The organism is Vibrio sp. 10N.261.51.F11, assembly GCF_041471665.1.
Classification (GTDB): Bacteria; Pseudomonadota; Gammaproteobacteria; order Enterobacterales; family Vibrionaceae; genus Vibrio; species Vibrio crassostreae_C.
Genome location: NZ_JBFROW010000035.1, coordinates 77999 through 100367 on the forward strand (window position 1 = coordinate 77999; position 22369 = coordinate 100367).

Annotated in this window: 17 protein-coding genes and 1 other annotated feature; of the genes, 8 read left to right on the forward strand and 9 right to left on the reverse strand. The window is 43.6% G+C overall.

Annotation, left to right across the window (positions count from 1 at the left end):
- Window positions 1-86 precede the first annotated feature (86 nt).
- The 3 genes from nagZ to tyrA all read left to right on the forward strand — a co-directional run bounded on the left by nagZ (window position 87) and on the right by tyrA (window position 3642).
- Window positions 87-1076: a beta-N-acetylhexosaminidase gene (nagZ, locus tag AB4351_RS12495; protein ID WP_017059353.1), complete on the forward strand. Its 990-nt coding sequence runs from the start codon at window positions 87-89 to the stop codon at window positions 1074-1076.
- A gap of 246 nt (window positions 1077-1322) precedes the next feature.
- Complete coding sequence (locus AB4351_RS12500) at window positions 1323-2396, forward strand: 3-deoxy-7-phosphoheptulonate synthase (RefSeq protein WP_017059354.1); 1074 nt, start codon at window positions 1323-1325, stop codon at window positions 2394-2396.
- A gap of 118 nt (window positions 2397-2514) precedes the next feature.
- On the forward strand, window positions 2515-3642 hold the full coding sequence (gene tyrA, locus AB4351_RS12505; RefSeq protein WP_017056144.1) for a bifunctional chorismate mutase/prephenate dehydrogenase: 1128 nt from the start codon (window positions 2515-2517) through the stop codon (window positions 3640-3642).
- A 129-nt stretch (window positions 3643-3771) separates the two neighbouring features.
- Here the strand turns inward: tyrA and AB4351_RS12510 are convergent, their stop codons facing one another.
- From AB4351_RS12510 to ettA, 3 genes are all read right to left on the reverse strand, one after another.
- The gene (locus AB4351_RS12510) at window positions 3772-4803 is read right to left on the reverse strand and encodes a M23 family metallopeptidase (protein ID WP_372126162.1); all 1032 of its coding nucleotides are present in this window, start codon (window positions 4801-4803) and stop codon (window positions 3772-3774) included.
- 50 nt (window positions 4804-4853) lie between these two features.
- Window positions 4854-5222 (reverse strand): PilZ domain-containing protein, encoded by a 369-nt coding sequence (locus tag AB4351_RS12515; RefSeq protein ID WP_372126164.1) that lies wholly within the window; start codon window positions 5220-5222, stop codon window positions 4854-4856.
- A 90-nt stretch (window positions 5223-5312) separates the two neighbouring features.
- Entirely contained in the window at window positions 5313-6980 is a 1668-nt protein-coding gene (gene ettA / locus AB4351_RS12520) for an energy-dependent translational throttle protein EttA (RefSeq protein ID WP_017056147.1), read from the reverse strand.
- Between the two features lie 263 nt (window positions 6981-7243).
- Between ettA and sltY the strand changes: the two genes are divergently transcribed.
- Window positions 7244-9193: a murein transglycosylase gene (gene sltY / locus AB4351_RS12525; RefSeq protein ID WP_102321444.1), complete on the forward strand. Its 1950-nt coding sequence runs from the start codon at window positions 7244-7246 to the stop codon at window positions 9191-9193.
- A gap of 172 nt (window positions 9194-9365) precedes the next feature.
- Window positions 9366-9659, forward strand: coding sequence for a trp operon repressor (trpR, locus tag AB4351_RS12530; RefSeq protein ID WP_017059358.1), 294 nt, complete (start codon window positions 9366-9368; stop codon window positions 9657-9659).
- A 128-nt stretch (window positions 9660-9787) separates the two neighbouring features.
- On the opposite strand, the gene yjjX is transcribed toward trpR, so the two are convergent.
- From yjjX to AB4351_RS12560, 6 genes are all read right to left on the reverse strand, one after another.
- Window positions 9788-10309 (reverse strand): inosine/xanthosine triphosphatase, encoded by a 522-nt coding sequence (gene yjjX, locus AB4351_RS12535; RefSeq protein WP_017062855.1) that lies wholly within the window; start codon window positions 10307-10309, stop codon window positions 9788-9790.
- Window positions 10272-12650 (reverse strand): putative bifunctional diguanylate cyclase/phosphodiesterase, encoded by a 2379-nt coding sequence (locus tag AB4351_RS12540; protein ID WP_372126166.1) that lies wholly within the window; start codon window positions 12648-12650, stop codon window positions 10272-10274. The genes yjjX and AB4351_RS12540 overlap by 38 nt, the downstream gene beginning before the upstream one ends.
- Before the next feature lie 333 nt (window positions 12651-12983).
- Window positions 12984-14159 carry a prephenate dehydratase gene (pheA, locus tag AB4351_RS12545; RefSeq protein WP_017059361.1) on the reverse strand — a complete coding sequence of 392 codons (1176 nt, stop codon included), beginning with the start codon at window positions 14157-14159 and terminating at the stop codon, window positions 12984-12986.
- Window positions 14160-14171: 12 nt separating this feature from the next.
- Window positions 14172-14293 (reverse strand) — a sequence feature (Phe leader region).
- Between the two features lie 110 nt (window positions 14294-14403).
- Window positions 14404-14739 (reverse strand): ribosome hibernation-promoting factor, HPF/YfiA family, encoded by a 336-nt coding sequence (gene hpf / locus AB4351_RS12550; protein WP_004735034.1) that lies wholly within the window; start codon window positions 14737-14739, stop codon window positions 14404-14406.
- A gap of 424 nt (window positions 14740-15163) precedes the next feature.
- On the reverse strand, window positions 15164-16588 hold the full coding sequence (locus AB4351_RS12555) for a lytic transglycosylase F (RefSeq protein WP_346762950.1): 1425 nt from the start codon (window positions 16586-16588) through the stop codon (window positions 15164-15166).
- 140 nt (window positions 16589-16728) lie between these two features.
- Window positions 16729-17457 carry an outer membrane protein assembly factor BamD gene (locus AB4351_RS12560; RefSeq protein WP_017059363.1) on the reverse strand — a complete coding sequence of 243 codons (729 nt, stop codon included), beginning with the start codon at window positions 17455-17457 and terminating at the stop codon, window positions 16729-16731.
- A 137-nt stretch (window positions 17458-17594) separates the two neighbouring features.
- Here AB4351_RS12560 and rluD point away from each other — a divergent pair, with 137 nt between their 5' ends.
- The 3 genes from rluD to clpB all read left to right on the forward strand — a co-directional run bounded on the left by rluD (window position 17595) and on the right by clpB (window position 22028).
- A complete protein-coding gene (rluD, locus tag AB4351_RS12565; RefSeq protein WP_017059364.1) occupies window positions 17595-18569 on the forward strand; it encodes a 23S rRNA pseudouridine(1911/1915/1917) synthase RluD in 975 nt (324 codons plus the stop codon).
- A 2-nt stretch (window positions 18570-18571) separates the two neighbouring features.
- Entirely contained in the window at window positions 18572-19312 is a 741-nt protein-coding gene (gene pgeF / locus AB4351_RS12570; RefSeq protein ID WP_372126167.1) for a peptidoglycan editing factor PgeF, read from the forward strand.
- Window positions 19313-19454: 142 nt separating this feature from the next.
- The gene (gene clpB / locus AB4351_RS12575) at window positions 19455-22028 is read left to right on the forward strand and encodes an ATP-dependent chaperone ClpB (RefSeq protein WP_065584733.1); all 2574 of its coding nucleotides are present in this window, start codon (window positions 19455-19457) and stop codon (window positions 22026-22028) included.
- Window positions 22029-22369: the final 341 nt, after the last annotated feature.

Genomic DNA, 22369 nt, shown 5'->3' on the forward strand with positions numbered 1-22369 from the left:
ACAGATTGGTTTAAAAACATTGTAAAGCAAATTTAAAGAGAATAATCTCGGGAAGTTTATGAAATTAGGTTTAATAAGGGATAAATATGGGACCGTTGTGGGTTGATGTTGCAGGCTACGAGCTGACAGCTGAAGACAGAGAAATTTTAGAGCACCCAACTGTTGGTGGTCTCATCTTATTTGCTCGAAACTACCACGATAGCAAACAGTTATCGGCGTTAAACAAAGAAATTCGTAAGGTAGCGAAACGTCCTATTTTGATTGGTGTTGACCAAGAAGGTGGTCGAGTTCAGCGCTTCCGCGATGGCTTTTCAATTATCCCAGCTGCTCAAGAATTCGCGACTAAGAATAACGGTGAACATTTAGCAGAACAGGCTGGCTGGCTGATGGCGGCAGAATTGATTGCCCACGATATCGATCTGAGCTTTGCGCCAGTATTAGACAAAGGCCATGACTGTAAAGCGATTGGTAGCCGAGCGTTTGGCGAAGATATTGATACTATTGTTCGTCATAGCAGCGCTTTCATCAAAGGCATGAAGTCGGTTGGCATGGCGACGACAGGCAAGCACTTCCCTGGACACGGTGGCGTGATTGCTGACTCACACTTAGAGACGCCATATGACCCTAGAGACGACATCTTTGAAACAGACATGGCAATCTTCAAGGCGCAAATTGAAGCTGGAATATTGGATGCCATGATGCCAGCTCACGTGGTTTTCTCTCACTATGATGATCAACCTGCGAGCGGTTCACAGTATTGGCTGCAGAAAGTATTGAAGCAGCAGCTTGGGTTTAAAGGCTTGGTGTTCTCTGATGATTTAACGATGGAAGGCGCTGCCATAATGGGTGGACCAGCCGACAGAGCGAAAGCGGCCTTGAATGCAGGTTGTGACATGGTGTTGATGTGTAATAAACGAGATGCACAAATTGAAGCTCTGGATAACTTAGCGATTCAAGAGGTGCCTTTAGCCAACTCATTGCTTAAAAAACACAGCTTTGATTTGTCGACACTTCACTCGGATGCTAGGTGGAAAGAGACCTCAGAGACGATTAAGCGAATGCTAGGCAGTGAGTGATAAACAAACACATAATAATTTTAGATAAGGCGATATGATAAATATCGCCTTTTTTGTATGTGTGATCCATGGTTTAAACCTATTTATCTCTTAGAGTGAGCTAAATTCAATATGTAAGATAAAATTTACAGTTAATGTTTTTTATTGTTTACACTTGCAATCGTTTTTTTAGCTGTTATTGTGTTTTTAAAGATTGTTAGCCCAAATGGAAATGTTGGGTGTAAAAATAAATATACAGGTTGAGTTATGCAGAAAAGTGAATTAAGCAATGTCAATATCATCGACGAACAGGTACTGATTACTCCTGAGGAGTTAAAAGCAAAACTGCCTTTGAGTGATAATGCTCGTCGTTTCATTCAAGAGTCTCGTCAAACTATCGCAAACATCATTCATAAGAAAGATCATCGCATGCTTGTTGTATGTGGCCCATGTTCTATCCATGACATTGAAGCTGCGAAAGAGTACGCGAAACGCCTAAAAGCCTTATCTGAGCAACTTAGCGATCAACTGTATATTGTTATGCGTGTTTACTTTGAGAAACCTCGTACCACTGTCGGTTGGAAAGGTTTGATCAATGACCCACATCTAGACGGCACTTTCGATATTGAGCATGGTCTGCATGTTGGTCGTGAACTACTTGTTGAACTCGCTGAGATGGAAATCCCACTAGCGACTGAAGCATTAGACCCAATTAGCCCGCAATACCTAGCAGATACCTTCAGCTGGGCGGCTATTGGCGCTCGTACGACTGAATCTCAAACTCACCGTGAGATGGCAAGTGGTCTTTCAATGCCAATCGGTTTTAAAAACGGCACCGATGGCAACCTAGGCACTGCAATCAACGCAATGCAGGCGGCTTCTTCTAGCCACCGTTTCATGGGTATCAGCCGCGAAGGTCAAGTTGCACTACTAACAACGCAAGGTAACCCAAATGGTCACGTGATTTTACGTGGCGGTAAGCAGACGAACTACGATTCAGTATCGGTACACGAATGTGAGCAAGAGCTGGGTAAATCTGGCTTAGAGGCAGCGCTAATGGTCGACTGTAGCCACGCGAACTCTCGTAAAGATTTCCGTCGCCAACCTTTAGTTGCAGAAGATGTGATTCACCAAATTCGTGAAGGCAACAAATCGATTATCGGCCTTATGATTGAAAGCCATATTAACGAAGGAAACCAATCTTCGGATATACCTCTCAATGAGATGAAATACGGCGTTTCTATTACCGACGCGTGTATCAATTGGGATTCAACTGAGGCACTATTGAAACATGCACATACGGAATTAGTCCCGTTCTTAGAGAACCGCTTGAAAGGTTAGTCAGAGTTTTAAATTTAAGTGCCTCATCTAATGGGGCATTTTAAGATCTGTTGCTAGCGAACCTACGTGATTGTGGGCTGATAGATTGGCACGGGCTTATAGATTAGTAAGGAATAAAATGGCCGTTGAACTGAACGAATTACGCGACCAAATCGATGCTGTCGATAAACAAATGTTGGATTTACTGGCTCAACGCCTTGCTCTAGTAGAGAAAGTAGGCGAAGTAAAAAGTGAACATGGTTTACCTATTTATGTACCAGAGCGTGAAGCTGCGATGCTGGCATCTCGTCGTCAAGAAGCTGAGAAAATAGGGGTTCCACCACAGTTAATCGAAGATATTTTGCGTCGTACTATGCGTGAGTCTTATGCCAGCGAGAAAGATTCTGGCTTTAAGTGTCTTAACCCAGAGTTACGTTCAGTGGTTATCGTTGGTGGTAATGGTCAACTTGGTGGCTTGTTTGGTCGTATGTTCAAACTGTCTGGCTACGAAGTAAAAATCCTTGGCAGCCAAGATTGGGATAAGGCCGACGAAATCTTAGATAATGCTGGGCTTGTGGTTGTTACGGTTCCAATTCACCTAACGGAAGGTGTGATTGCGAAGCTAGGTAATCTACCAAGCGATTGTATTCTATGTGATTTGACGTCAATTAAATCTAAACCTCTACAAGCAATGATGAACATGCATCAAGGCCCAGTAGTTGGATTGCACCCAATGTTTGGTCCTGATGTTCCTAGCCTTGCTAAGCAGGTGATTGTTTACAGTGATGGTCGTGGTTCTGAAAGTTACCAATGGCTACTGAATCAATTTGGTATTTGGGGCGCGAGCCTTTGCCAGATGGATGCAGCTGAACACGATCACGGCATGACCTTGATTCAAGCACTTCGTCACTTCACCTCTTTTGCTTACGGCTTGCACCTGAGTAAAGAGAACCCGAACATTGATCAACTTCTGAAACTAAGCTCGCCAATCTACCGACTTGAGATTGCGATGGTTGGTCGTCTGTTTGCTCAAGACCCGAACTTGTACGGCGATATCATTCTTTCTTCGGATGAGAATATTGAGATGATTCGACGCTTCCATAGCTGTTTCGGAGAAGCGTTAGAAATTCTAGATGGCAAAGATAAGGCTAAGTTTGTTGAGAGCTTCAACCAAGTGAGTGATTGGTTTGGTGACTACTCACAACAATTTTTACAAGAGAGCCAAAGCCTGTTAAAACAAGCACATGACTCGATTCATCGCGGTTAATAGTGTGGTTTGAAAAATAAAAAAGAGCGACCATTTGGTCGCTCTTTTTGTTTGTGTTGAATGCCGATATTGCATCTGGCCTATAGTAGGCGAAATGCATTTGGATCATCATGGGCCAAACGAACAAACCTAGTTAGTCACGATAGGCTCTTTGTTATTCTCGTTCGAGACTCGGTTATCATCGCTGGATACTGTGTCGATAGTTGAACTGATGTAAGGCACGTTAGTTAGGTTGATCTGCAAGCGAACCACGTTATCAATCAGTTGAACCAGTGGACCCCACTTAACTTTTTTCTCTTTCTCGAACACGTAGTTGAAGTTTTCCGGTGTCCAATCCATCAAGTATTGAGGGTTCAATGAACGACCAAGGAAGCGTACTTCATAATGCAGGTGTGGCCCGGTTGAGTTACCTGAGTTACCACAACTCGCAATCACATCACCTTTACTAACAAACTGACCGCTGCGAACTTTGAATTTTTGTAGGTGCGCGTAAGAACTCATGAAGCCGAACGAGTGACGCATAGTAATAAAGTTACCGAAGCCTTTTTTACTTGGGCGTACCGTTTCAATAACTCCATCTGCGGGCGCTACAATATCTTCACCACGCTTACACGTTAGATCGATACCAGTATGTACATGGCGTTTACCTGAAATAGGGTTAGTGCGGCTACCATAAGAAGAAGAGATACGTTGATAAGCCATCGGACTGTCGTTTGGAATCAAACGGAACATTGTCGCTCTTACTGCTGAATCGACTGCAGCCGCATCAATGCGATCTTCTAAAGAAATATCATCGGTAAGCAGTTCTTCATCAGCAAGACCCAGCACGGATTCCACATCAAATACACGCTTACCAAGCAGTTGAATGGTGCCTTCTTTTTCTGTCAATGTTTGCGATAGCGAATGGTTGGTTTCTACCTGCTCAGCGTAAAGAAACTCGGTTTGCTCTTTTTCAACAATCAGCGTTTCAATCAACTGTTGTGCATCACCCGCTTGCATTGCGAGCTCTTGTTTACCTTCGAAGTGCATGTATGCAGCTCCGCCAATTAACAGTGGTACTGAAAACATGGCAGTGGTGCACATGAGCACGGCTTTTCGGCCGAAGTAAAACGTCTGTTCCCCTTGGTTAGAGGGAATAGTAATGGAAATTTTTTTAGACATGGTTCTGTATTAACTAAATGCTTCTAATAGAAAAAAGGGTAATGGAGATATTATTCCTTACCCAAATCGGTAAGGTGTTCAATCTCTCTATAAAGCAGTTCATCGTCGCCGACATTAAGCTCAACAAGGCGCTTAAGGTGGCTGATACTATCAATATCTAAATGCTCTATGCGTAAACGCATTGAGGTATTGATGGTAGAGACTATCGTTGCTTCTAACTGAATATTGATATCACTGTTTTCGAGTTTAAAGCTCACTTGAACAGGGACATCATGGCTAAGTTGTTTTGATTCATTGCATTGAATGAGTAAACCATGGAGTGATAAGTCTTGCACTGAGCCTGATACATTTACGTGTCCTTGTGAGATCTCAGTCGGGACTTGATAAATAACTCGTGAAAATTGACGTCTTTCAACCATAAGTAATCTCTCTATATCGATGCATTACACGTAAGCCAGATATATCAAAGGCCGCTATTATCGCGGCCTTTGTTCAAAATACAAGCTTATTTACTTAGCTATACGCTTGTACTTGATACGGTGCGGCTCTGCCGCTTGTGCGCCTAGAGTCTGCTTAAGCCACTCAGTGTACTCAGTATAGTTACCTTCGTAGAAGTTAACTTGACCTTCATCACGGTAGTCTAAGATATGGGTCGCAATACGGTCAAGGAACCAACGGTCATGCGAGATAACCATTGCACAGCCCGGGAATTCAAGCAGTGCTTCTTCAAGAGCACGTAGCGTTTCAACGTCAAGGTCGTTGGTAGGCTCATCGAGTAGCAGTACGTTACCGCCCGCTTTTAGCAGTTTCGCTAAGTGAACACGGTTACGTTCACCACCAGAAAGCTCACCGATGATCTTCTGTTGGTCGTTGCCTTTAAAGTTGAAACGAGAACAGTAAGCACGCGCAGGGATTTCGAAGTTGTTGATCTTAATGATATCAGCGCCTTCAGAGATCTCTTGGAATACTGTCTTAGTGTCGTCCATGCTGTCACGGAACTGATCAACAGAAGCAAGCTTAACGGTTTCGCCTAGTTCAACTGTACCTGAATCTGGCTGTTCTGCACCGCTTAGCATCTTGAATAGTGTTGATTTACCTGCACCGTTGGCACCAACGATACCGACGATTGCGCCCTTAGGCATGCTGAACGATAGGTCGTCGATAAGAACGCGATCACCAAACGATTTAGTCAGGTTGTTCACTTCAAGAACTTTATCACCTAGACGCTCACCTGGCGGGATGAACAGTTCGTTGGTTTCGTTACGCTTCTGGTATTGGCCAGTTGTCAATTCTTCAAAACGAGCCATACGAGCTTTAGACTTAGCTTGACGGCCTTTAGGGTTTTGACGAACCCATTCAAGTTCTTTCTCGATTGTCTTTTGACGTGCGCTTTCGCCCGCTTTTTCTTGCTTAAGACGCTCGTCTTTTTGCTCTAGCCAAGACGTGTAGTTACCTTCCCATGGGATACCTTCACCACGGTCAAGTTCTAGAATCCAGCCAGCTGCGTTGTCTAGGAAGTAACGGTCGTGGGTAATCGCCACAACAGTACCACTGTAATCAACAAGGAAGTGCTCAAGCCATGCTACTGATTCTGCATCCAAGTGGTTGGTTGGTTCATCAAGAAGCAGCATGTCTGGCTTTTCAAGAAGTAGACGACAGATAGCAACACGACGACGCTCACCACCTGATAGGAATTCAATTTTCGCATCCCACTCAGGAAGACGAAGTGCATCAGCAGCACGCTCTAGAGCAGTCTCTAAGTTGTGACCGTCTTTTGCTTGAATCAGAGCTTCTAGTTCGCCTTGCTCTTTTGCCAGTGCATCGAAGTCTGCATCTGGTTCTGCGTAAGCTGCGTAAACCGCATCAATACGCTTAAGTGCGTCAGCAACGTCAGAAACCGCTTCTTCTACGATTTCACGAACAGTTTTTGATTCGTCTAGCACAGGCTCTTGTGGTAGATAACCTACTTTAAGGCCTTGTTGTGCACGTGCTTCACCATCAATATCAGTATCAATACCAGCCATGATACGTAGTAGGGTAGATTTACCTGAACCATTTAGACCCAAAACACCGATTTTAGCGCCAGGAAAAAAGCTAAGAGAAATGTCTTTAAGAATTTGACGCTTAGGTGGAACAGTTTTGCTCACCCGAGACATGGTATATACGTATTCAGCCATTGCCGATCGATCCTAATTATTGTTCAAAATTGTCTGCTATTTTATACCAATATCCTCAAAGATGTTACTCCTAGGGCAGAAAAGCCACTCTTGAACTAATCCTTACCTATTATTGTCACATTGGTCATTAAAACTATATTTAATGGGCTTCTGAGGCGAAGTGTTAAATATTAATAATATTTACACTCAAATCCTTTACATTTGATGTGATGTCGGGCGTAAATAGACTTCACGTATTCATACACGCACTAAGGAAAGAGCGAATGTTTTTCCGCATTGGTAATACGAAAATTGCTGTGGCTGCATCGGCAATTTTGTCTTCGGTTTCACTGGCTCCAGTCGCTATGGCTAGCAATGCATCCGAGCTTGAAATGCAGCGTGACGTTTATGATAAAGCGCAAGAGGTTTTAGACAGCCGTGATCTAAAAGCTTACTCCGCGCTGCGTAACAAAATTCAAACATACCCTTTAACACCTTACACCGATTATCGGGCCTTTCTGATTGGCTTAGGTGATCGCACACCTGCTGAGGTCGATGCTTTCATTGAAGAGAACAAGGCATTGCCTTTCTCCAATCGAATGCGCGCACCTTATTTGGACTCATTGGCTTCTCAAAAACAGTGGAAGACGATCCTTGAGTTTCAAACCAAAGAGCCTGTCGGTGAAAAATACCAATGTATTTATTATCGAGCGCATTACGAGCAAGGTAACCAAGAGCTTGCCTTTAAAGGAGCTAAACAACTTTGGTTGAGTGGTAGTGGTGTTGATGACGCTTGTGACCCTTTATTTAAAAGCTGGGATCAAGCTGGGCTAAGAACTGATGAGCTGATTCTGGATAGAATGCTGCTAGCGTTCGAGGGCCGTAACGGTAAGTTAATGAGCTATCTGATTAAGCAATTGGATCATGATGAGTCAATTGCTCAAGCGAAGCAGATGAAGGCGTTGTACAACAAGCCTGAAAATGTACTCGCGTTTGCTAAAAAACATCCAGCGAATGAATTCTACCAAGCTCAAACCGAGTTTGCTTTCGAGAAGCTAGCAAGGAAATCATCAAGCAGTGCTCAAAAGGTGTTTGATGATGTCATCAAGGCTCAGAAGTTTTCGAAAGAGAAATCTCAAGAGCTCGCTGATTACCTAACGTTTCGTCTGATCAACACCGACTCTGAAGAGTTAATGGTGTGGCGCGACAAAATGCTCGCGAGTTCATCAAAGCAAGTTCTGCTGGAACGACGTGCTCGCTTAGCAATTCAACATGCCGATTGGACGGGTTTGAAAGAGTGGATAGCGCGCTTGGATGATAAACATCAGGCTTCGCTTCGTTGGCAATATTGGCAGGGCAGAGCTGAAATCGCGACGGGCGATACTGACAAAGGCAATAAGCGACTGTCAGATATCTTGGGTCAGCGTAATTTCTACAGTGTGGCTGCGGCTAAGCAGTTAGGTAAGCCAGTTCAATATCCAACATCGACACTTAAATACAATGCTGAAACAGTGAAGCCATTCGACACCTCTTTGGTGCGTATTGGTGAACTGATTGACCGAGACAAAATTGCGGCAGCGAAAAGTGAATGGCGCTGGTTACTGACCAATGCAGATAAAGAGCAAAAAGAGATGCTTGCCGCTTACGCTGCGACACAGCGTTGGAATCACTTTACCGTAACAGCGAGTATCTCTGCGAAGATGTGGGATAACATTGCGCTGCGCTTCCCTGTTGCTCATAAGTGGTGGTTTAACTTCTACGCTGAAAAGCACGATCTCGATCCAATCACTTTGATGTCTTTAGCAAGACAAGAGAGCGCGATGGATTCAGAAGCTCGCTCTCCAGTTGGCGCGCGTGGCATTATGCAAATTATGCCCAAGACGGCGCAATACACAGCGAACAAACATAAGATTAAGTATCAGGGCAGCGATGATCTTTATGATGTCGGCAAAAACATTGAGATTGGCAGTCACTACTTAGATGGTTTACTCGCTCAATATGATGACAACCGTATCTTTGCGTTTGCGGCTTATAATGCTGGACCTAGCCGTGTGAAACAGTGGCGTTCACGCAGCGATGAAAAGCTCGATGCCTTTGCATTTATCGAAATGATCCCATTCAAAGAGACACGTGGCTACGTTCAGAATATCTTGATGTTTGAGACCTACTATCGAGATATCTTGGGTGAGAAAGGGACGTTTTTAGCGCCCCATGAGGCAAAAACGAAATACTAAGCCTTCGGCATTTGGCCCGAAACTGAGTAAGAATAAAGGCAGTGAGTGCTAACCATTTCCACTTACTGCCTTTTTACATTGGATCGCATCAAGTGTTTCGGTATAAAGTGTTAAACGCTTTCAATCGTTAAGCGACTCTTTAAAGTCAGAATTTAAAAGTAAGTGTAGAGATATGGCATCACAACCTGAATATGATAATTGGCAACAACTGATGGACTTGGTAAAGACGGCTGTCGAAAAAGATCAGCACGAGCTGTTGTTGACTATGATGATGACACCAGACGAGCGAGATGCTCTGGTTGCTCGAATTAATATCTTCTGTGAGCTGATGAAAGGCGATATGTCTCAACGACAGGTGAGTCAAATGCTGGGCGTAGGCGTAGCGACGATAACCAGAGGCTCAAATGAGCTAAAGGCCAAATCTGAGCAAGAGAAAGTCGTGATCGCCGACCTATTGCTAAAGTAATAATGGAATTAAGCTATCACGCGATAGTATGAATACGAATTCGATAAAAAACGCTAACTGGATGTTAGCGTTTTTTGTTTCTGAAGATTGTTCTTGGAATCTTTTGAAGTTTAAGGAAGCCTCAAATACTAAATAGGAAAGTGTTCAGGATTCACAAATGGGATCAGAGCCAAAATTAAAGCTTGATGATAGACCGAACTGCGTGACAATTGGTTATGTGTCAGTAGGCCAATGGCACCACCTTTCTGTTTGATATTGTCGGTACCAAACACTTCATCCATCACATCCCCTAACTCGTTTGCATGCTCTAGTTTCTCAAGCACGGCTGGTGGCAGCATCAGACTTGCTGAACGAGACTCGCCACGTTGGCCATTCGTTTCGATCACCATCCAGGCAAAGGTGACGTTTGTTTCTATTCCCGCTTCTAGACCAACATAGAAGTCTGCATCAGGCTGAGCTTGAGTTGCGTTGTGAACTCGATTCACGGCACCTTGATAGGTTTCATCATTGCTCATCGGTTGATCGGCGACACCACTAGGGACGCTGATGCCTTGGAAATCAAATTCAGTATCAGGAAAAGCAGATAAGAACGCACTTTTAACGGCGTTTATTTTAGCTGGGTTCAGCGATGCGATGATTACAGATTTCATGTGTCGGATTCTTTTTGTTGTCGATTAGATTGAGTTGATGTTGTCGGTACCAGTCACTCAACTCTTCTAGTGGCATGGGTTTACCAAAGTAATAGCCTTGCAGCATATCGCACTGTGCATCCTGTAACCACTGGTGCATGTCTTGAGTTTCAATCCCTTCGGCGGTGACCTTTTTCCCCTGAGCATGACACAACCCGATAACCGGTTTTACGATGTTCTGGTTATTGGTCTCAATCAAGGTATCCAAAAACGCTTTATCCAATTTAATTTTCTGAGTTGGATACTGCACCAGTTGAGTGATAGAGGTGTAACCGGAACCAAAATCATCAATCGCAAGTCGATAGCCCATGCATGCCAGCTCATTCAGCAATGGGAAGCCTTCTGAGTTTGAGTAAAAGGTTTCAGTGATTTCAAAATCGATTAGGCTTGGTGGAATTCGATTTAACTCCGCGTGTTCTTTAATGAAACCCGCAAGGTGAGTGGTTTCAATGCCAGCAGAAGATAAGTTGATCGACAATTGAATCGAGTGATCAAATTGAGTCTGAAGTCGATGGAATGAAGCAAACGCATTCTGTATTACCCAGCGGTCAACATGTTCGAACAGCCCGGTTTGTTCGGCTATTGGAATGAACTCATCCGGTGGAACCAAACCAAGTTGCTTTGAATTCCAACGTAATAACACCTCAACGCCAATAACATCAGTCCCGGTAGAATCCATGTAGGGCATGTAAACGAGCCTGAATTCATCATCAAAATTCTTACCTCTAAGCGCACGTTCAATGTCTGCTTGGCGCTGAATGGCTTTGTCTAAATCCCGTGAATAGTCAGCAAATTGGTTTTTACCGGCACGCTTGGCTTGGTACATCGCAGTATCCGCGTTGGACAGTAGCTTCTCGATTGAGTTGCCATCATTAGGGTAGGTCGCAATACCAATACTGACCGTGATCGGAAAGCTGCCTGATTCGGTGACAAAACCTTTTTGCAGTGGAGTCAGTAAATCATTCGAGAATCGATGCGCGACATTTCCTCGGTGACTAGGAGCGTTAATGTAGACAACGAACTCGTCTCCAGAAAGTCGGGCTGGCATACAATGAGCGTCGAACTCCTCTTTATAGTGACGACAAATATCTGAAATACGCTGAGCAAAAGAGACCAGAATCGAGTCGCCGATTTGATGTCCGTATTTGTCGTTCACAAACTTGAAGTTGTCCAAGTCAAAATAGAGAACCCAGGTTTCGGTATTCGAACTCGGTTTTGGCAACGATTGCTGAACGAAGGTTTGAAACTGATGCCTATTGGCTATTTGGGTTAACTGATCATTTTCGGCCAAGAGCTTGGTCTGTTGGTAGGTGTTATCTAACTCTTGGTACATGTCATAAAAACGCTGTGATAGGCGGCCAAGCTCATCACGAGTGCCCAAGCGTTCGATGTTCTTACGTTGTTTTTTTTCGACTTGCTGTAGCTGTCGATCGAGCCGCGTTATTGGAGTAATCACAGTGCGAGACAGAAGCATGAGTAGAAGAGCGACAGTCACAAACGCAGACAGGGCAAACGACAAACTCAGCTTGTTCCAAATTGAATCGAGCTTGTTTTCTAATAGGAATTGCGCCGGATCGACTGTGGCGTACAGTTCTGGAGCAAGCTTGACTGAGTGGGTGACATCATTTTCCAAAGAAACCGCTATGGATGTGAAGAATAAACTGGTTTGGTAGTCGAACTCTATCTGTTTTCTCAGCGCATTAAATTTGTCGAGAGAGACAGAGACAACAACAAAGAACACATCGTCGGGTTGATTGTTAACGGTTGGGAAAATCGCTTTTCTATCTACCTTGTCATAGTGAACCAACATCCCTTCGCCTTGGGAGTTTTGAATATAGTTGGTACTCGATGTTGCTAAGGTGTCTTGATAGTGCAGGTCAACATACTCCAATATCTTACTGTCAATCTGAGTGCGTGAGTCATTGCTATTATCCGCGTAATAACGCAGTTTTCGATCACCATTAAGAAGCGCTAAACCTGTATAGCTTTCATCGTCATCTTGCAGGAAATGAATGGCTTCTCGAAGATTACTGACCAGTTCAAGATCGCGAGATAGATTTTGATCAGTGAGAAAATAACGCTTCACCATATCACTCTGGGTCAAGGTGTAAGAGTAGCTATTGAGGAACGAACGAGATTGGCGAAAGTATCCGGCTAGTTTTTCCATGTTCAGTTGAAGTGCGTTGTCTTCGCGTTTGATGAAACTGCTTTTTTGCGTCGAATAAATAATATAGCTAGAAGCCGCGGTACTGATCAGTATCACAGGGGCTATTAGTAGTAAGATTTTAGTACTTAGCTTCATAGTTAATGACAACACTATTTATAAATTAAGCGCATAAGTTTATGTTACTTAATGCTTACTCGCTATTAATTATACGTAGTTCGATGATTTCCTGTGAAGGGGGTAAGGTTTTGTCTTTATTGATAAAAAAAGCCACTAATGAGTTTTTGTTAGAAAGGCTCAAGTAGTGGAGAGAGTAAGCGTGCCGAATGTGCGAAACAAGTGAATTGTGTTTCAGGCATGCTAGGGTGAGTTTTCTTAGCGAGAATAGTACTCGACTAGAGGGTGATTTAAGTATTTGGCCTGCTGTAGGCCAAATACTTATGTTAGCTAAAAGCTGATACTCACTTTCAGCTATGACAACTTAACTTGAGTCGCTTTGATGTTCTCACTTGGGTAGCAACCCAACACCTTAAGGTGGCGAGTAATGGCTGTTAGTTCCGTTATCGCTTGTTGCATATTATCTGAATCCAGATGCGCCTCTAAATCGACATAGAACATCTCTTCCCAAGGGTTACCCATGATAGGACGAGATTCTAGCTTAGTCATGTTGATGCCTAAGCGTTGCAGGATCAGTAGTGTTTCTACCAAAGAACCCGCCTCTTGAGATGTCGACATGATGAGCGTTGTTTTCGCTGGTATTTGAGTCGATACTTCAACAGGCTTACGCGCCACAACGATGAAACGAGTGTGGTTCTCTGTTTGGTTTGCAATATTGCTCTGGATTGGCTGTAGTCCATAAAGCTTACCGCTCGATGCATTACCAATAGCAGCTACGTCATTACCACCCAATTCTTTAACTTTTTTCATTGCATCAGCGGTGCTTGCGCAAGACTCAAGGTTGACACCCTTAAGGCGGCTCAAGAACTCACTGCATTGTTGATGAGGTTGTGGGTGCGAGTAGAGTGTTTTGATGTCTTCTAAACGGATATCACTTTTAGCAACAAGGCAGTGCTCAATCGGTTGAGAAAGTTCGCCAACAATGTATAGAGTCGTATGCTGTAACAGGTCGTAGACCTCGTTAATTGACCCTGAACTGGTGTTCTCAATCGGCAGGACACCGTAGTCGGCATGGCCAGACTCTACTGTTGATGCGACTTCTTTGAAGTGATTACAGTTCAGCTCAATCAATTCCATATTCTTGCGGCTGAAGTATTCGCGGCTCGCAAGGTGAGAATACGATCCCTTAGAACCTAAGAATGCAACGCGAGCCAATGGTTTACGGCTTTGCGGGTTCGCTAGGTTTTGTAAGTATGACTGTTGTAGTAAAACGGAATCTTCGATGATGGTGTGAAACAGCTTGGTAATGTACTGCGCATCAAGTTCGTATTTATCTTTGCCGTTGTTGATCAGCTTAACTAATAGTTGTTGTTCTCGTACTGCATCACGAACTGGTTTTGATGTCTCTACTTTGCTTTTAGCGACTTCGATACTTAGCTTGCGACGCTCTGAAAGTAACTTCAGGAGTTCGTCGTCTAAATCATTAAGACGAAGGCGGATATCATCCAGTGAAATTGAGCGGTCAGTCATAAATGTGTCCTTATAAAAAAGCCTCCCTAGTGTGGGAGGCTTCTTGTTCGTTTTTGACTTGTTTTTCTAAAACGACTTAGCCTCCGATTTACGGAAGAAAAAAGAAGTCAAAAATAAACAAAGATTGAGTGTGCATAAAAAGTGATTGTTTTATGAATGTTTAAACACAATAAGCAAGCGAGCTACGAGCGTCAAGCAAAAAAATAGCGCCCTGAGGCGCTATTTTTTAATCTGTTCTCTTTCCTTATTCTACTTCAGCTTCTAGCTCTTCGATTTCAGGCTTTTCAGCGCGGCGCGCTTCAGGTTTATGGCGTAGCTTGTTGAGTTGACGCTCTAGTTTTTGTTCTACTTCGTTGATCGCTACGTAGAGGTCGTCATGGATTGATGAAGCAACAAGTTGGCCTTTTGGTACGGTTAGAACCGCTTCAAATTTTTTCTTCTTGTTTGGTTCTTCGCTAAAGCTCGCTTGGCAGCCAATGATGTCTACTTGCCATTTATCCAGCTTTTTAAATTTGCTTTCTATGTGATCACGGATTGCAGAGGTAATGTCGATGTTTTTACCAGTGATGTTCATTTTCATAGAAGTTTTCCTCTGTTGTATCCCTCATGGGTTAACTTCAGATTACGACTTTTAGGAATAAAGAATGTGATCTAGATCTTATTTTGGTTGGGTGGGATAAGCATTAAAATCAAATGTGATCTTACGCAAGTCTTAGTATCTTTTTGGCGAAAAATGCTTGTTATCCTTATGAAAAACGATAACTTGGAGGCAAGGCTTCGCTAAAAATTAAATCAGTTTTTAGGGACGTCCTACAGCCTATGGAAAGTGCTTGATTGAAATTTACTCAATAGTGTTTTGTGATATAGGTCTTGTAATATAGGTCGCTACATAAGCTTCTTCAGAATTAGATAAACAAAAGCCGCATAAGTATTCTTATGCGGCTTTTGTGTTTTTTAGCTTTACCTAATACCTTTGGCTCCCCAGCTCTGGGATGGAGGCGATCCTAGTCGTTAGTGTTCAGTAATCTCGCTGTGCCGTCCTCTCGGATAGCATTGATAGCTTGTAATTGTTTATAGATTACGAAGTAACGATTGATGTTGGCAACATAGGTTACGGGTTCTTTACTCACGTATTTGCGAGTGATGATTTCTACGTTTTTAAACCAGATGTTTGGGTTGTAACCTTTCTGCTTGGCAATGCTCCTCATCTTTCTGATCTTAGCAGGACCAGCGTTGTAAGAAGCCAAGGTAAAGTAGATTTGATTGTCGGGTGATATTGCCGGGTCGTCAAAATATCGGTCTTTGATAAAGCGCATATACTTCACACCCGCATGGATGTTGTTATCCACCTTATGGATGTTCTTGATGTTGACGTTTTTATCTTTGGCGGTACTCGGTAATACCTGCATCACACCAATAGCCCCGCGATGAGAAATCCGGCTCTGATCCAGTCCTGATTCTTGGAAACCTTGAGCTGACATCATCAAAGGATCAAATTCATACTTGCTCGAATACTTTTCAAAGACATCTGAGAGTTTAGCTACTCGGTCTACTTTATTGGGGTTGAGTGCTCGGCCTAACCAGCGAGTATTGTCGATGTATTTCTGGTAGATGACATTCCCAAGCAGGGTGCCTGTTCGTGCGGTCTTGACGTATTTGTTTATCTCTTTCTTCAGTTGAGGGCTGTCTTTTCTTAAAGCCCAAGCAATACGACCATTTTCTCGTAAAGGTAAGTCGTTATGGACTTGAATGTTTTCCATTACATCGATCCAGAGCTTGGCTTTATGGTTATCCAGAATTGTGCCTTGTATATAACCTTGGTTAACCAGTTCTATCAGCTCGTAGTCTTGTAATGACTCCTCGATAAAGTGGACATGCAGTGGTGGTAAACCTAGCTCGTTAAGCTCCTTATTGACTCTTTGTACACTCTCGAAGTAACTCGAGCTTGCTCGTATCCACACCTCTTTGCCACTCAATTGCTTGATTTCGGTGATAGGTTCGGCCTTTTTCCCTGTGATAATGAGTTCTTTGCCATCTTTAATCATCGGATCCGAAAAATCGATGGTTCGTAATCGTTTATCGGTGATCGTTAGGTTAGCGACAGCGACATCACCATAGCCAGACTCTAAAGAGGGAAGTAGATCATCTCGTTGCACGGGGATGACTTGAACATTGAGGTAGGGATGTTTCTTACGAAGGCTTTTCTCAAAGTGGTAGAGCATTTCTGCCACGATGCCTTTTGGCTTGCCATCCTCGATGTAATAGAAACCAAGATCGGCAGACACTAGCACTCTAACCGTTCCTTTGGTTTTGAGCACATCCAAGTCACCCATGTAAGGCTTATTGCTTAATGGAGACAGTTCTAATGCGTAGGATAAGTGGCTAAATAGCGATATCCAGATAAATAATAACAACCTACTCACATCCACACTCCATGTTGATGTTTTGTTAAAAGTTATCTTTTGAAGATACCGTGTATTATGCGATCCATCAAGTTTGCGATATGTAGATGAAAAAAAGCGCGCTAGTAAATTAGCGCGCTTTTAGGATTGAGATGTAAGAGATTTGATTAAGGTAGTGGGTTTAACTCAATCAACTTTTCTGTTCTTAACACAGCGTCATCTAGGCCGAGTTGTTGATAAGCTTTTAGCTGGATATCTAAAGACTTACGCGCAGCAATGGTGTCTGGGTAAGTTTTTTGCAGCTCTTGCGTTCTGTTGATCGCAGCAATCCAAGCTTCGCGGCGTAGGTAGAAATCAGCGGTTGCTAAGTCATACTCTGCTAGGCGGTTCTTAAGTGCGAACATGCGTTTTTGTGCATCTTCAGCATAAGGGCTACTAGGGAAACGTTCGAGTAGTCGCTTGAAGTCAGCAAACGCAAGTTTCACTGGTTCAGGATCTCGGTCACTACGGTCGATATTAAAAATATCGTGCATGAAGTTTCGGTCTTGCGCCATGTGCGTTAAGCCGCGCATGTAAAGAACCCAGTCTTGTTTCTCATGCGTTGGGTTCAAACGTAGGAAACGTGAAATGGTAGCGAGGCCAAGTGCCAAGTCATCATTTTTGTAGTAAGCGTAAATCAGATCGAGCTGTACTTGCTCAGAATAGGCGCCGAATGGGTAACGTGAGTCTAGGGCTTCTAGCTTTTCTATTGCTGAAAGCCAGCTACCGCTCTGCAGTGATTCTTGAGCGTCAGAGTAGAGAACCGATGGTGGTACATCTGGCACTATCTCTTCACTACTTGAACAACCAACCAAGAGTGATACGGCTAATAGACCCGATAAAGTAAGGTGTTTCATGTCAGGCGTCGATTCCTTGAATTAAATATTTCGTAAGCTTCCGTTACTTTCTAACCAGTAACAGATACAATGATGCAATTATTCTATTTTATCCATACTAATGGGTATTAGTCTCACGGTTTTTAAAAAAGTTCGATATGGCTCAGCAGATCACATTAACAGACACAGTAAAAAGCAGCCAGTTAGGTCAACGTTTAGACCAAGCTGTCGCTGAACTATTTACCGATTTTTCTCGCTCTCGCATTAAAGAGTGGCTTCTTGACGGCAAAATCCAAGTGGATGGCGAAGTTATTACAAAGCCGCGCGTTAAGGTTTTGGGCGGTGAAGAGATCATCTTGCAAGCTGAACTTGCAGATGAAGAGCGCTGGGAAGCACAAGATATTCCTCTAAACATTGTCTACGAAGATGATGACTTATTGGTTATCAATAAGCCTCGCGATCTGGTTGTACACCCAGGCGCAGGCACACCGGATGGAACCATACTAAACGCATTGCTTTTCCATTACCCACAGATTGCAGAAGTGCCTCGTGCAGGTATTGTGCACCGTCTTGATAAAGACACAACAGGTCTTATGGTTGTGGCTAAAACGGTTCCAGCTCAAACTCGTCTTGTGCGTGCTCTTGCTAAGCGTCGTATTACTCGTGAATATGAAGCAATTGCAATTGGCAAAATGACCGCTGGTGGTGTGGTAGAGAAAGGCATTAGCCGTCATGCAACTAAGCGTACCTTGATGGATGTAAATGAATTAGGAAAGCCAGCGGTAACTCACTACCGTGTTGCTGAGCACTTCCGCGAGCATACTCGTATTCGTCTACGCCTAGAAACGGGTCGTACTCACCAAATTCGTGTTCACATGTCATACCTTCAGCATCCGCTGCTAGGTGACGTTGCATACGGTGGTCGTGCTCGTATTCCAAAAGGTGCATCTGAAGAACTAACAACAATGATTCGTTCTTTTGATCGCCAAGCACTGCACGCCGTTATGCTTAAATTTGTTCACCCAATTACAGGTGAAGAAGTTGAGTTCCACGCTCCTGTGCCAAATGACATGGTCGTGATGGCTGAAGCGTTACGTGTTGATGCGCGCGAAAACTTGGAAGACGACATTTAATCATGTCGATGATCATCCCTAACTGGAATGCACCAAAAAACGTGAAAGCATTTGCTTCGACACGTTTTGATGGTTTTTCTACTGGTGCGTATCAAGGATTAAACCTAGGTACGCATGTTGGGGATGATGCTTCGCTTGTTGAAAACAACAGAGCCTGGCTCAAGCAACACGCTAATATGCCTGCCGCTCCGGTATGGCTACATCAAACTCACTCAACAGATGTCGTTACGCTTTTACACCCTACGGCAGATATTCTTGATGCTGACGGTGCATTTACCACAGCTAAAGATGTTGTTTGTTCTGCGATGACAGCCGATTGCTTACCTGTAATCCTTACTGATACCAAAGGCACTCAAGTTGCTGCAGTTCATGCTGGTTGGCGTGGTCTTGCTGGTGGCATTCTTGAAAATGCCGTCGCAAAGTTTTCAAACTTAGGTTCAGAGAATAAGATCATTGCTTGGCTTGGTCCTGCAATAGGCAAACAAGCTTTTGAAGTAGGCGATGATGTGTTGGAAGCTTTCGTTAGTTTTGACTCTCAAGCTAAGCTCGCATTTGAAGCCAAAGCTGAACCAGGCAAATGGCTAGCGAATATGTCTCAGCTTGCAACGCAACGACTGAACAAAGTTGGTGTAACTTCTGTGACAGACTCTAATCTATGTACCTTCGCTGATGCCGATACGTTCTATTCTTATCGTCGTGATGGTATTACTGGACGCCAAGCTACTTTTATTTGGTTAGAGTAACCTTTAACTAGTGCAACCAGTCATCCAGCTCATTTATATTTTTATAACAGCTCTATTCTTCATTCTTATCCCTTGAAAATCCGCGTTACCGTATCCATCTTCTAACCATAAGATAAACATATCTAAGAGTAGGAAGGTTGGCATGCGTCTCGATCGATTCACTAGTAAATTCCAAATTGCGATATCTGATGCTCAGTCGCTCGCATTAGGTCGTGATCACCAATATATAGAGCCTGTGCACCTAATGGTGTCTTTGCTTAATCAAGATGGTAGTGCAATTCGTCCATTGCTCACCATGCTGAATATTGATGTGGTTCAATTGCGTTCAAAGCTAAGCGAAATATTAGACCGTGTACCGAAAGTAAGTGGTATCGGTGGTGATGTTCAACTGTCGAATGCAATGGGTACTTTGTTCAACCTATGTGACAAGGTCGCACAAAAGCGTCAAGACACATACATTTCTTCGGAAGTCTTCCTACTTGCCGCAATTGAAGATAAAGGCCCTTTAGGTAACCTGCTTAAAGAGCTAGGTCTTACTGAGCAAAAATTATCTCAAGCTATCGAGCAGGTTCGTGGCGGTCAAAAAGTTGATGACCCAAATGCCGAAGACCGACGCCAAGCGTTAGAGAAGTTCACCATCGATCTGACTGAAAGAGCGGAGCAAGGCAAGCTGGATCCGGTAATTGGCCGAGATGACGAAATCCGCCGTACTATCCAAGTACTTCAGCGTCGTACTAAGAACAACCCAGTCATTATCGGTGAACCTGGTGTTGGTAAGACAGCTATCGTTGAAGGTTTGGCTCAGCGCATTATTAACAATGAAGTGCCAGAAGGTTTAAGAGGCCGACGCGTACTTTCATTAGACATGGGTGCTTTGGTAGCTGGCGCTAAATATCGTGGTGAGTTTGAAGAGCGTTTGAAGTCAGTCCTCAATGAATTGTCTAAAGAAGAGGGCAATATCATTCTCTTCATCGATGAAATTCATACTATGGTCGGCGCTGGTAAAGGTGAAGGCTCTATGGATGCCGGTAACATGCTAAAACCAGCGTTGGCTCGTGGTGAACTCCACTGTGTTGGCGCAACGACTCTTGATGAATACCGTCAATACATAGAGAAAGATCCAGCGTTAGAGCGCCGCTTCCAAAAAGTGCTTGTCGATGAACCAACGGTTGAAGACACGGTGGCGATTCTTCGTGGTTTGAAAGAGCGCTATGAACTTCATCATCATGTAGAAATTACCGACCCAGCAATCGTGGCTGCAGCAACACTATCTCATCGATACGTTTCTGATCGTCAACTGCCGGATAAAGCGATTGATCTGATTGATGAAGCGGCTTCGAGTATCCGTATGCAGATCGACTCAAAACCTGAGTCGCTAGATAAGCTCGAGCGTAAAATCATTCAATTGAAGATCGAGCAGCAAGCTCTTACCAATGAAAATGATGAAGCCAGTGAAAAACGCCTTCGAACATTACAAGAAGAGCTTTCTGACAAAGAACGAGATTTCGCAGAGCTTGAAGAAGTGTGGAATGCAGAGAAAGCCGCGCTTTCTGGCACGCAACACATCAAGTCAGAGCTAGAACAAGCTCGTATGGATATGGATTTTGCGAGACGTGCTGGTGATCTTAACCGAATGTCTGAATTGCAATACGGTCGAATCCCAGAATTAGAGAAGCAGTTAGATCTTGCGACTCAAGCTGAAATGCAAGAAATGACGCTGCTGCGTAATAAGGTCACTGATGCAGAAATTGCAGACGTGCTATCGAAGCAAACAGGCATACCTGTTTCTAAAATGCTAGAAGCCGAGAAAGAGAAGCTTCTTAAAATGGAAGGTGTTCTACATAAGCGAGTTATTGGCCAAGCGGAAGCAGTCGAAGTGGTATCGAATGCGATTCGTCGTAGCCGTGCAGGTTTATCTGATCCAAACAAGCCGATTGGATCTTTCTTATTCCTTGGTCCAACTGGCGTTGGTAAAACGGAGTTGTGTAAAACACTCGCGAACTTCATGTTTGATAGTGACGATGCAATGGTGCGTATCGACATGTCTGAGTTTATGGAGAAACACTCTGTTGCTCGTTTGGTTGGTGCTCCTCCGGGTTACGTTGGATATGAAGAAGGTGGTTACTTAACAGAAGCAGTGCGTCGCAAGCCTTATTCAGTGATTTTGCTAGATGAAGTAGAGAAAGCGCATCCTGATGTTTTCAATATCTTATTGCAGGTGCTTGATGATGGACGCTTAACTGATGGACAAGGTCGTACAGTCGATTTTAGAAACACGGTAGTGATCATGACATCCAACCTTGGCTCTTCGAGAATTCAAGAGAACTTCAATACGCTCGACTACCAAGGAATAAAGAATGAAGTGATGGAAGTGGTAGGTAAACATTTCCGTCCTGAGTTTTTGAACCGAGTTGATGAAAGCGTGGTGTTCCATCCATTGGGTCAAGAGCACATTCAGTCGATAGCCGCTATTCAGCTTGAGCACCTTAAGAAGAGAATGGAAGACAATGGTTATGAGCTTGAAGTTTCGGATAAAGCACTCAAGTTAATTTCTCAAGTTGGTTTTGATCCAGTATATGGTGCACGACCTTTGAAAAGAGCGATTCAACAAAGTGTCGAGAACCCGTTAGCGAAAGCGATACTGGCAGGAAAAATTAATCCAGATAAGAAAGTGCAGCTATTAGTAAACAACGACCGCATTATTGCTCACCAATAGTTGAAGTAAGAACGGTAGGTACGATTGGCCGAAATTAAGGCTTAATCGTACCTATTTTAAACGCTTTGTGTGAATAGTGTTCGAACGGTCGCCGGTGGCGGCTTTTTTTCGTTTTTAGCCTTGTACAAAGGATTATTCTCTCTATAATGCGCCTCCGTTGCCAAGGATAACCAAGCGGTTTGAACTGAGTAACAAGACGGTGATAAGCATTTAAGATGCTTTGAAAAATTAGCTGGAAAAAGTGTTTGACACTGGAATCTAATCCGCTAGAATGGCCGTCCACTTCGAGAGGCTCCTTACTAAAAGGAATGCTCAACAAGTAAAGCTCTTTAACAATTTAA

Excerpts from the sequence above, each read along its gene's own strand:
- AB4351_RS12515 (WP_372126164.1), bottom strand. The coding sequence starts at position 5,222 with ATGGTTGAAAGACGTCAATTTTCACGAGTTATTTATCAAGTCCCGACT.
- pheA (WP_017059361.1), bottom strand. The coding sequence starts at position 14,159 with ATGACTGACCGCTCAATTTCACTGGATGATATCCGCCTTCGTCTTAAT.
- trpR (WP_017059358.1), top strand. The coding sequence starts at position 9,366 with ATGGCATCACAACCTGAATATGATAATTGGCAACAACTGATGGACTTG.
- yjjX (WP_017062855.1), bottom strand. The coding sequence starts at position 10,309 with ATGAAATCTGTAATCATCGCATCGCTGAACCCAGCTAAAATAAACGCC.
- AB4351_RS12560 (WP_017059363.1), bottom strand. The coding sequence starts at position 17,457 with ATGAAACACCTTACTTTATCGGGTCTATTAGCCGTATCACTCTTGGTT.
- ettA (WP_017056147.1), bottom strand. The coding sequence starts at position 6,980 with ATGGCTGAATACGTATATACCATGTCTCGGGTGAGCAAAACTGTTCCA.
- nagZ (WP_017059353.1), top strand. The coding sequence starts at position 87 with ATGGGACCGTTGTGGGTTGATGTTGCAGGCTACGAGCTGACAGCTGAA.
- hpf (WP_004735034.1), bottom strand. The coding sequence starts at position 14,739 with ATGAAAATGAACATCACTGGTAAAAACATCGACATTACCTCTGCAATC.
- AB4351_RS12540 (WP_372126166.1), bottom strand. The coding sequence starts at position 12,650 with ATGAAGCTAAGTACTAAAATCTTACTACTAATAGCCCCTGTGATACTG.
- pgeF (WP_372126167.1), top strand. The coding sequence starts at position 18,572 with ATGTCGATGATCATCCCTAACTGGAATGCACCAAAAAACGTGAAAGCA.
- AB4351_RS12510 (WP_372126162.1), bottom strand. The coding sequence starts at position 4,803 with ATGTCTAAAAAAATTTCCATTACTATTCCCTCTAACCAAGGGGAACAG.
- clpB (WP_065584733.1), top strand. The coding sequence starts at position 19,455 with ATGCGTCTCGATCGATTCACTAGTAAATTCCAAATTGCGATATCTGAT.
- sltY (WP_102321444.1), top strand. The coding sequence starts at position 7,244 with ATGTTTTTCCGCATTGGTAATACGAAAATTGCTGTGGCTGCATCGGCA.
- AB4351_RS12500 (WP_017059354.1), top strand. The coding sequence starts at position 1,323 with ATGCAGAAAAGTGAATTAAGCAATGTCAATATCATCGACGAACAGGTA.
- tyrA (WP_017056144.1), top strand. The coding sequence starts at position 2,515 with ATGGCCGTTGAACTGAACGAATTACGCGACCAAATCGATGCTGTCGAT.
- rluD (WP_017059364.1), top strand. The coding sequence starts at position 17,595 with ATGGCTCAGCAGATCACATTAACAGACACAGTAAAAAGCAGCCAGTTA.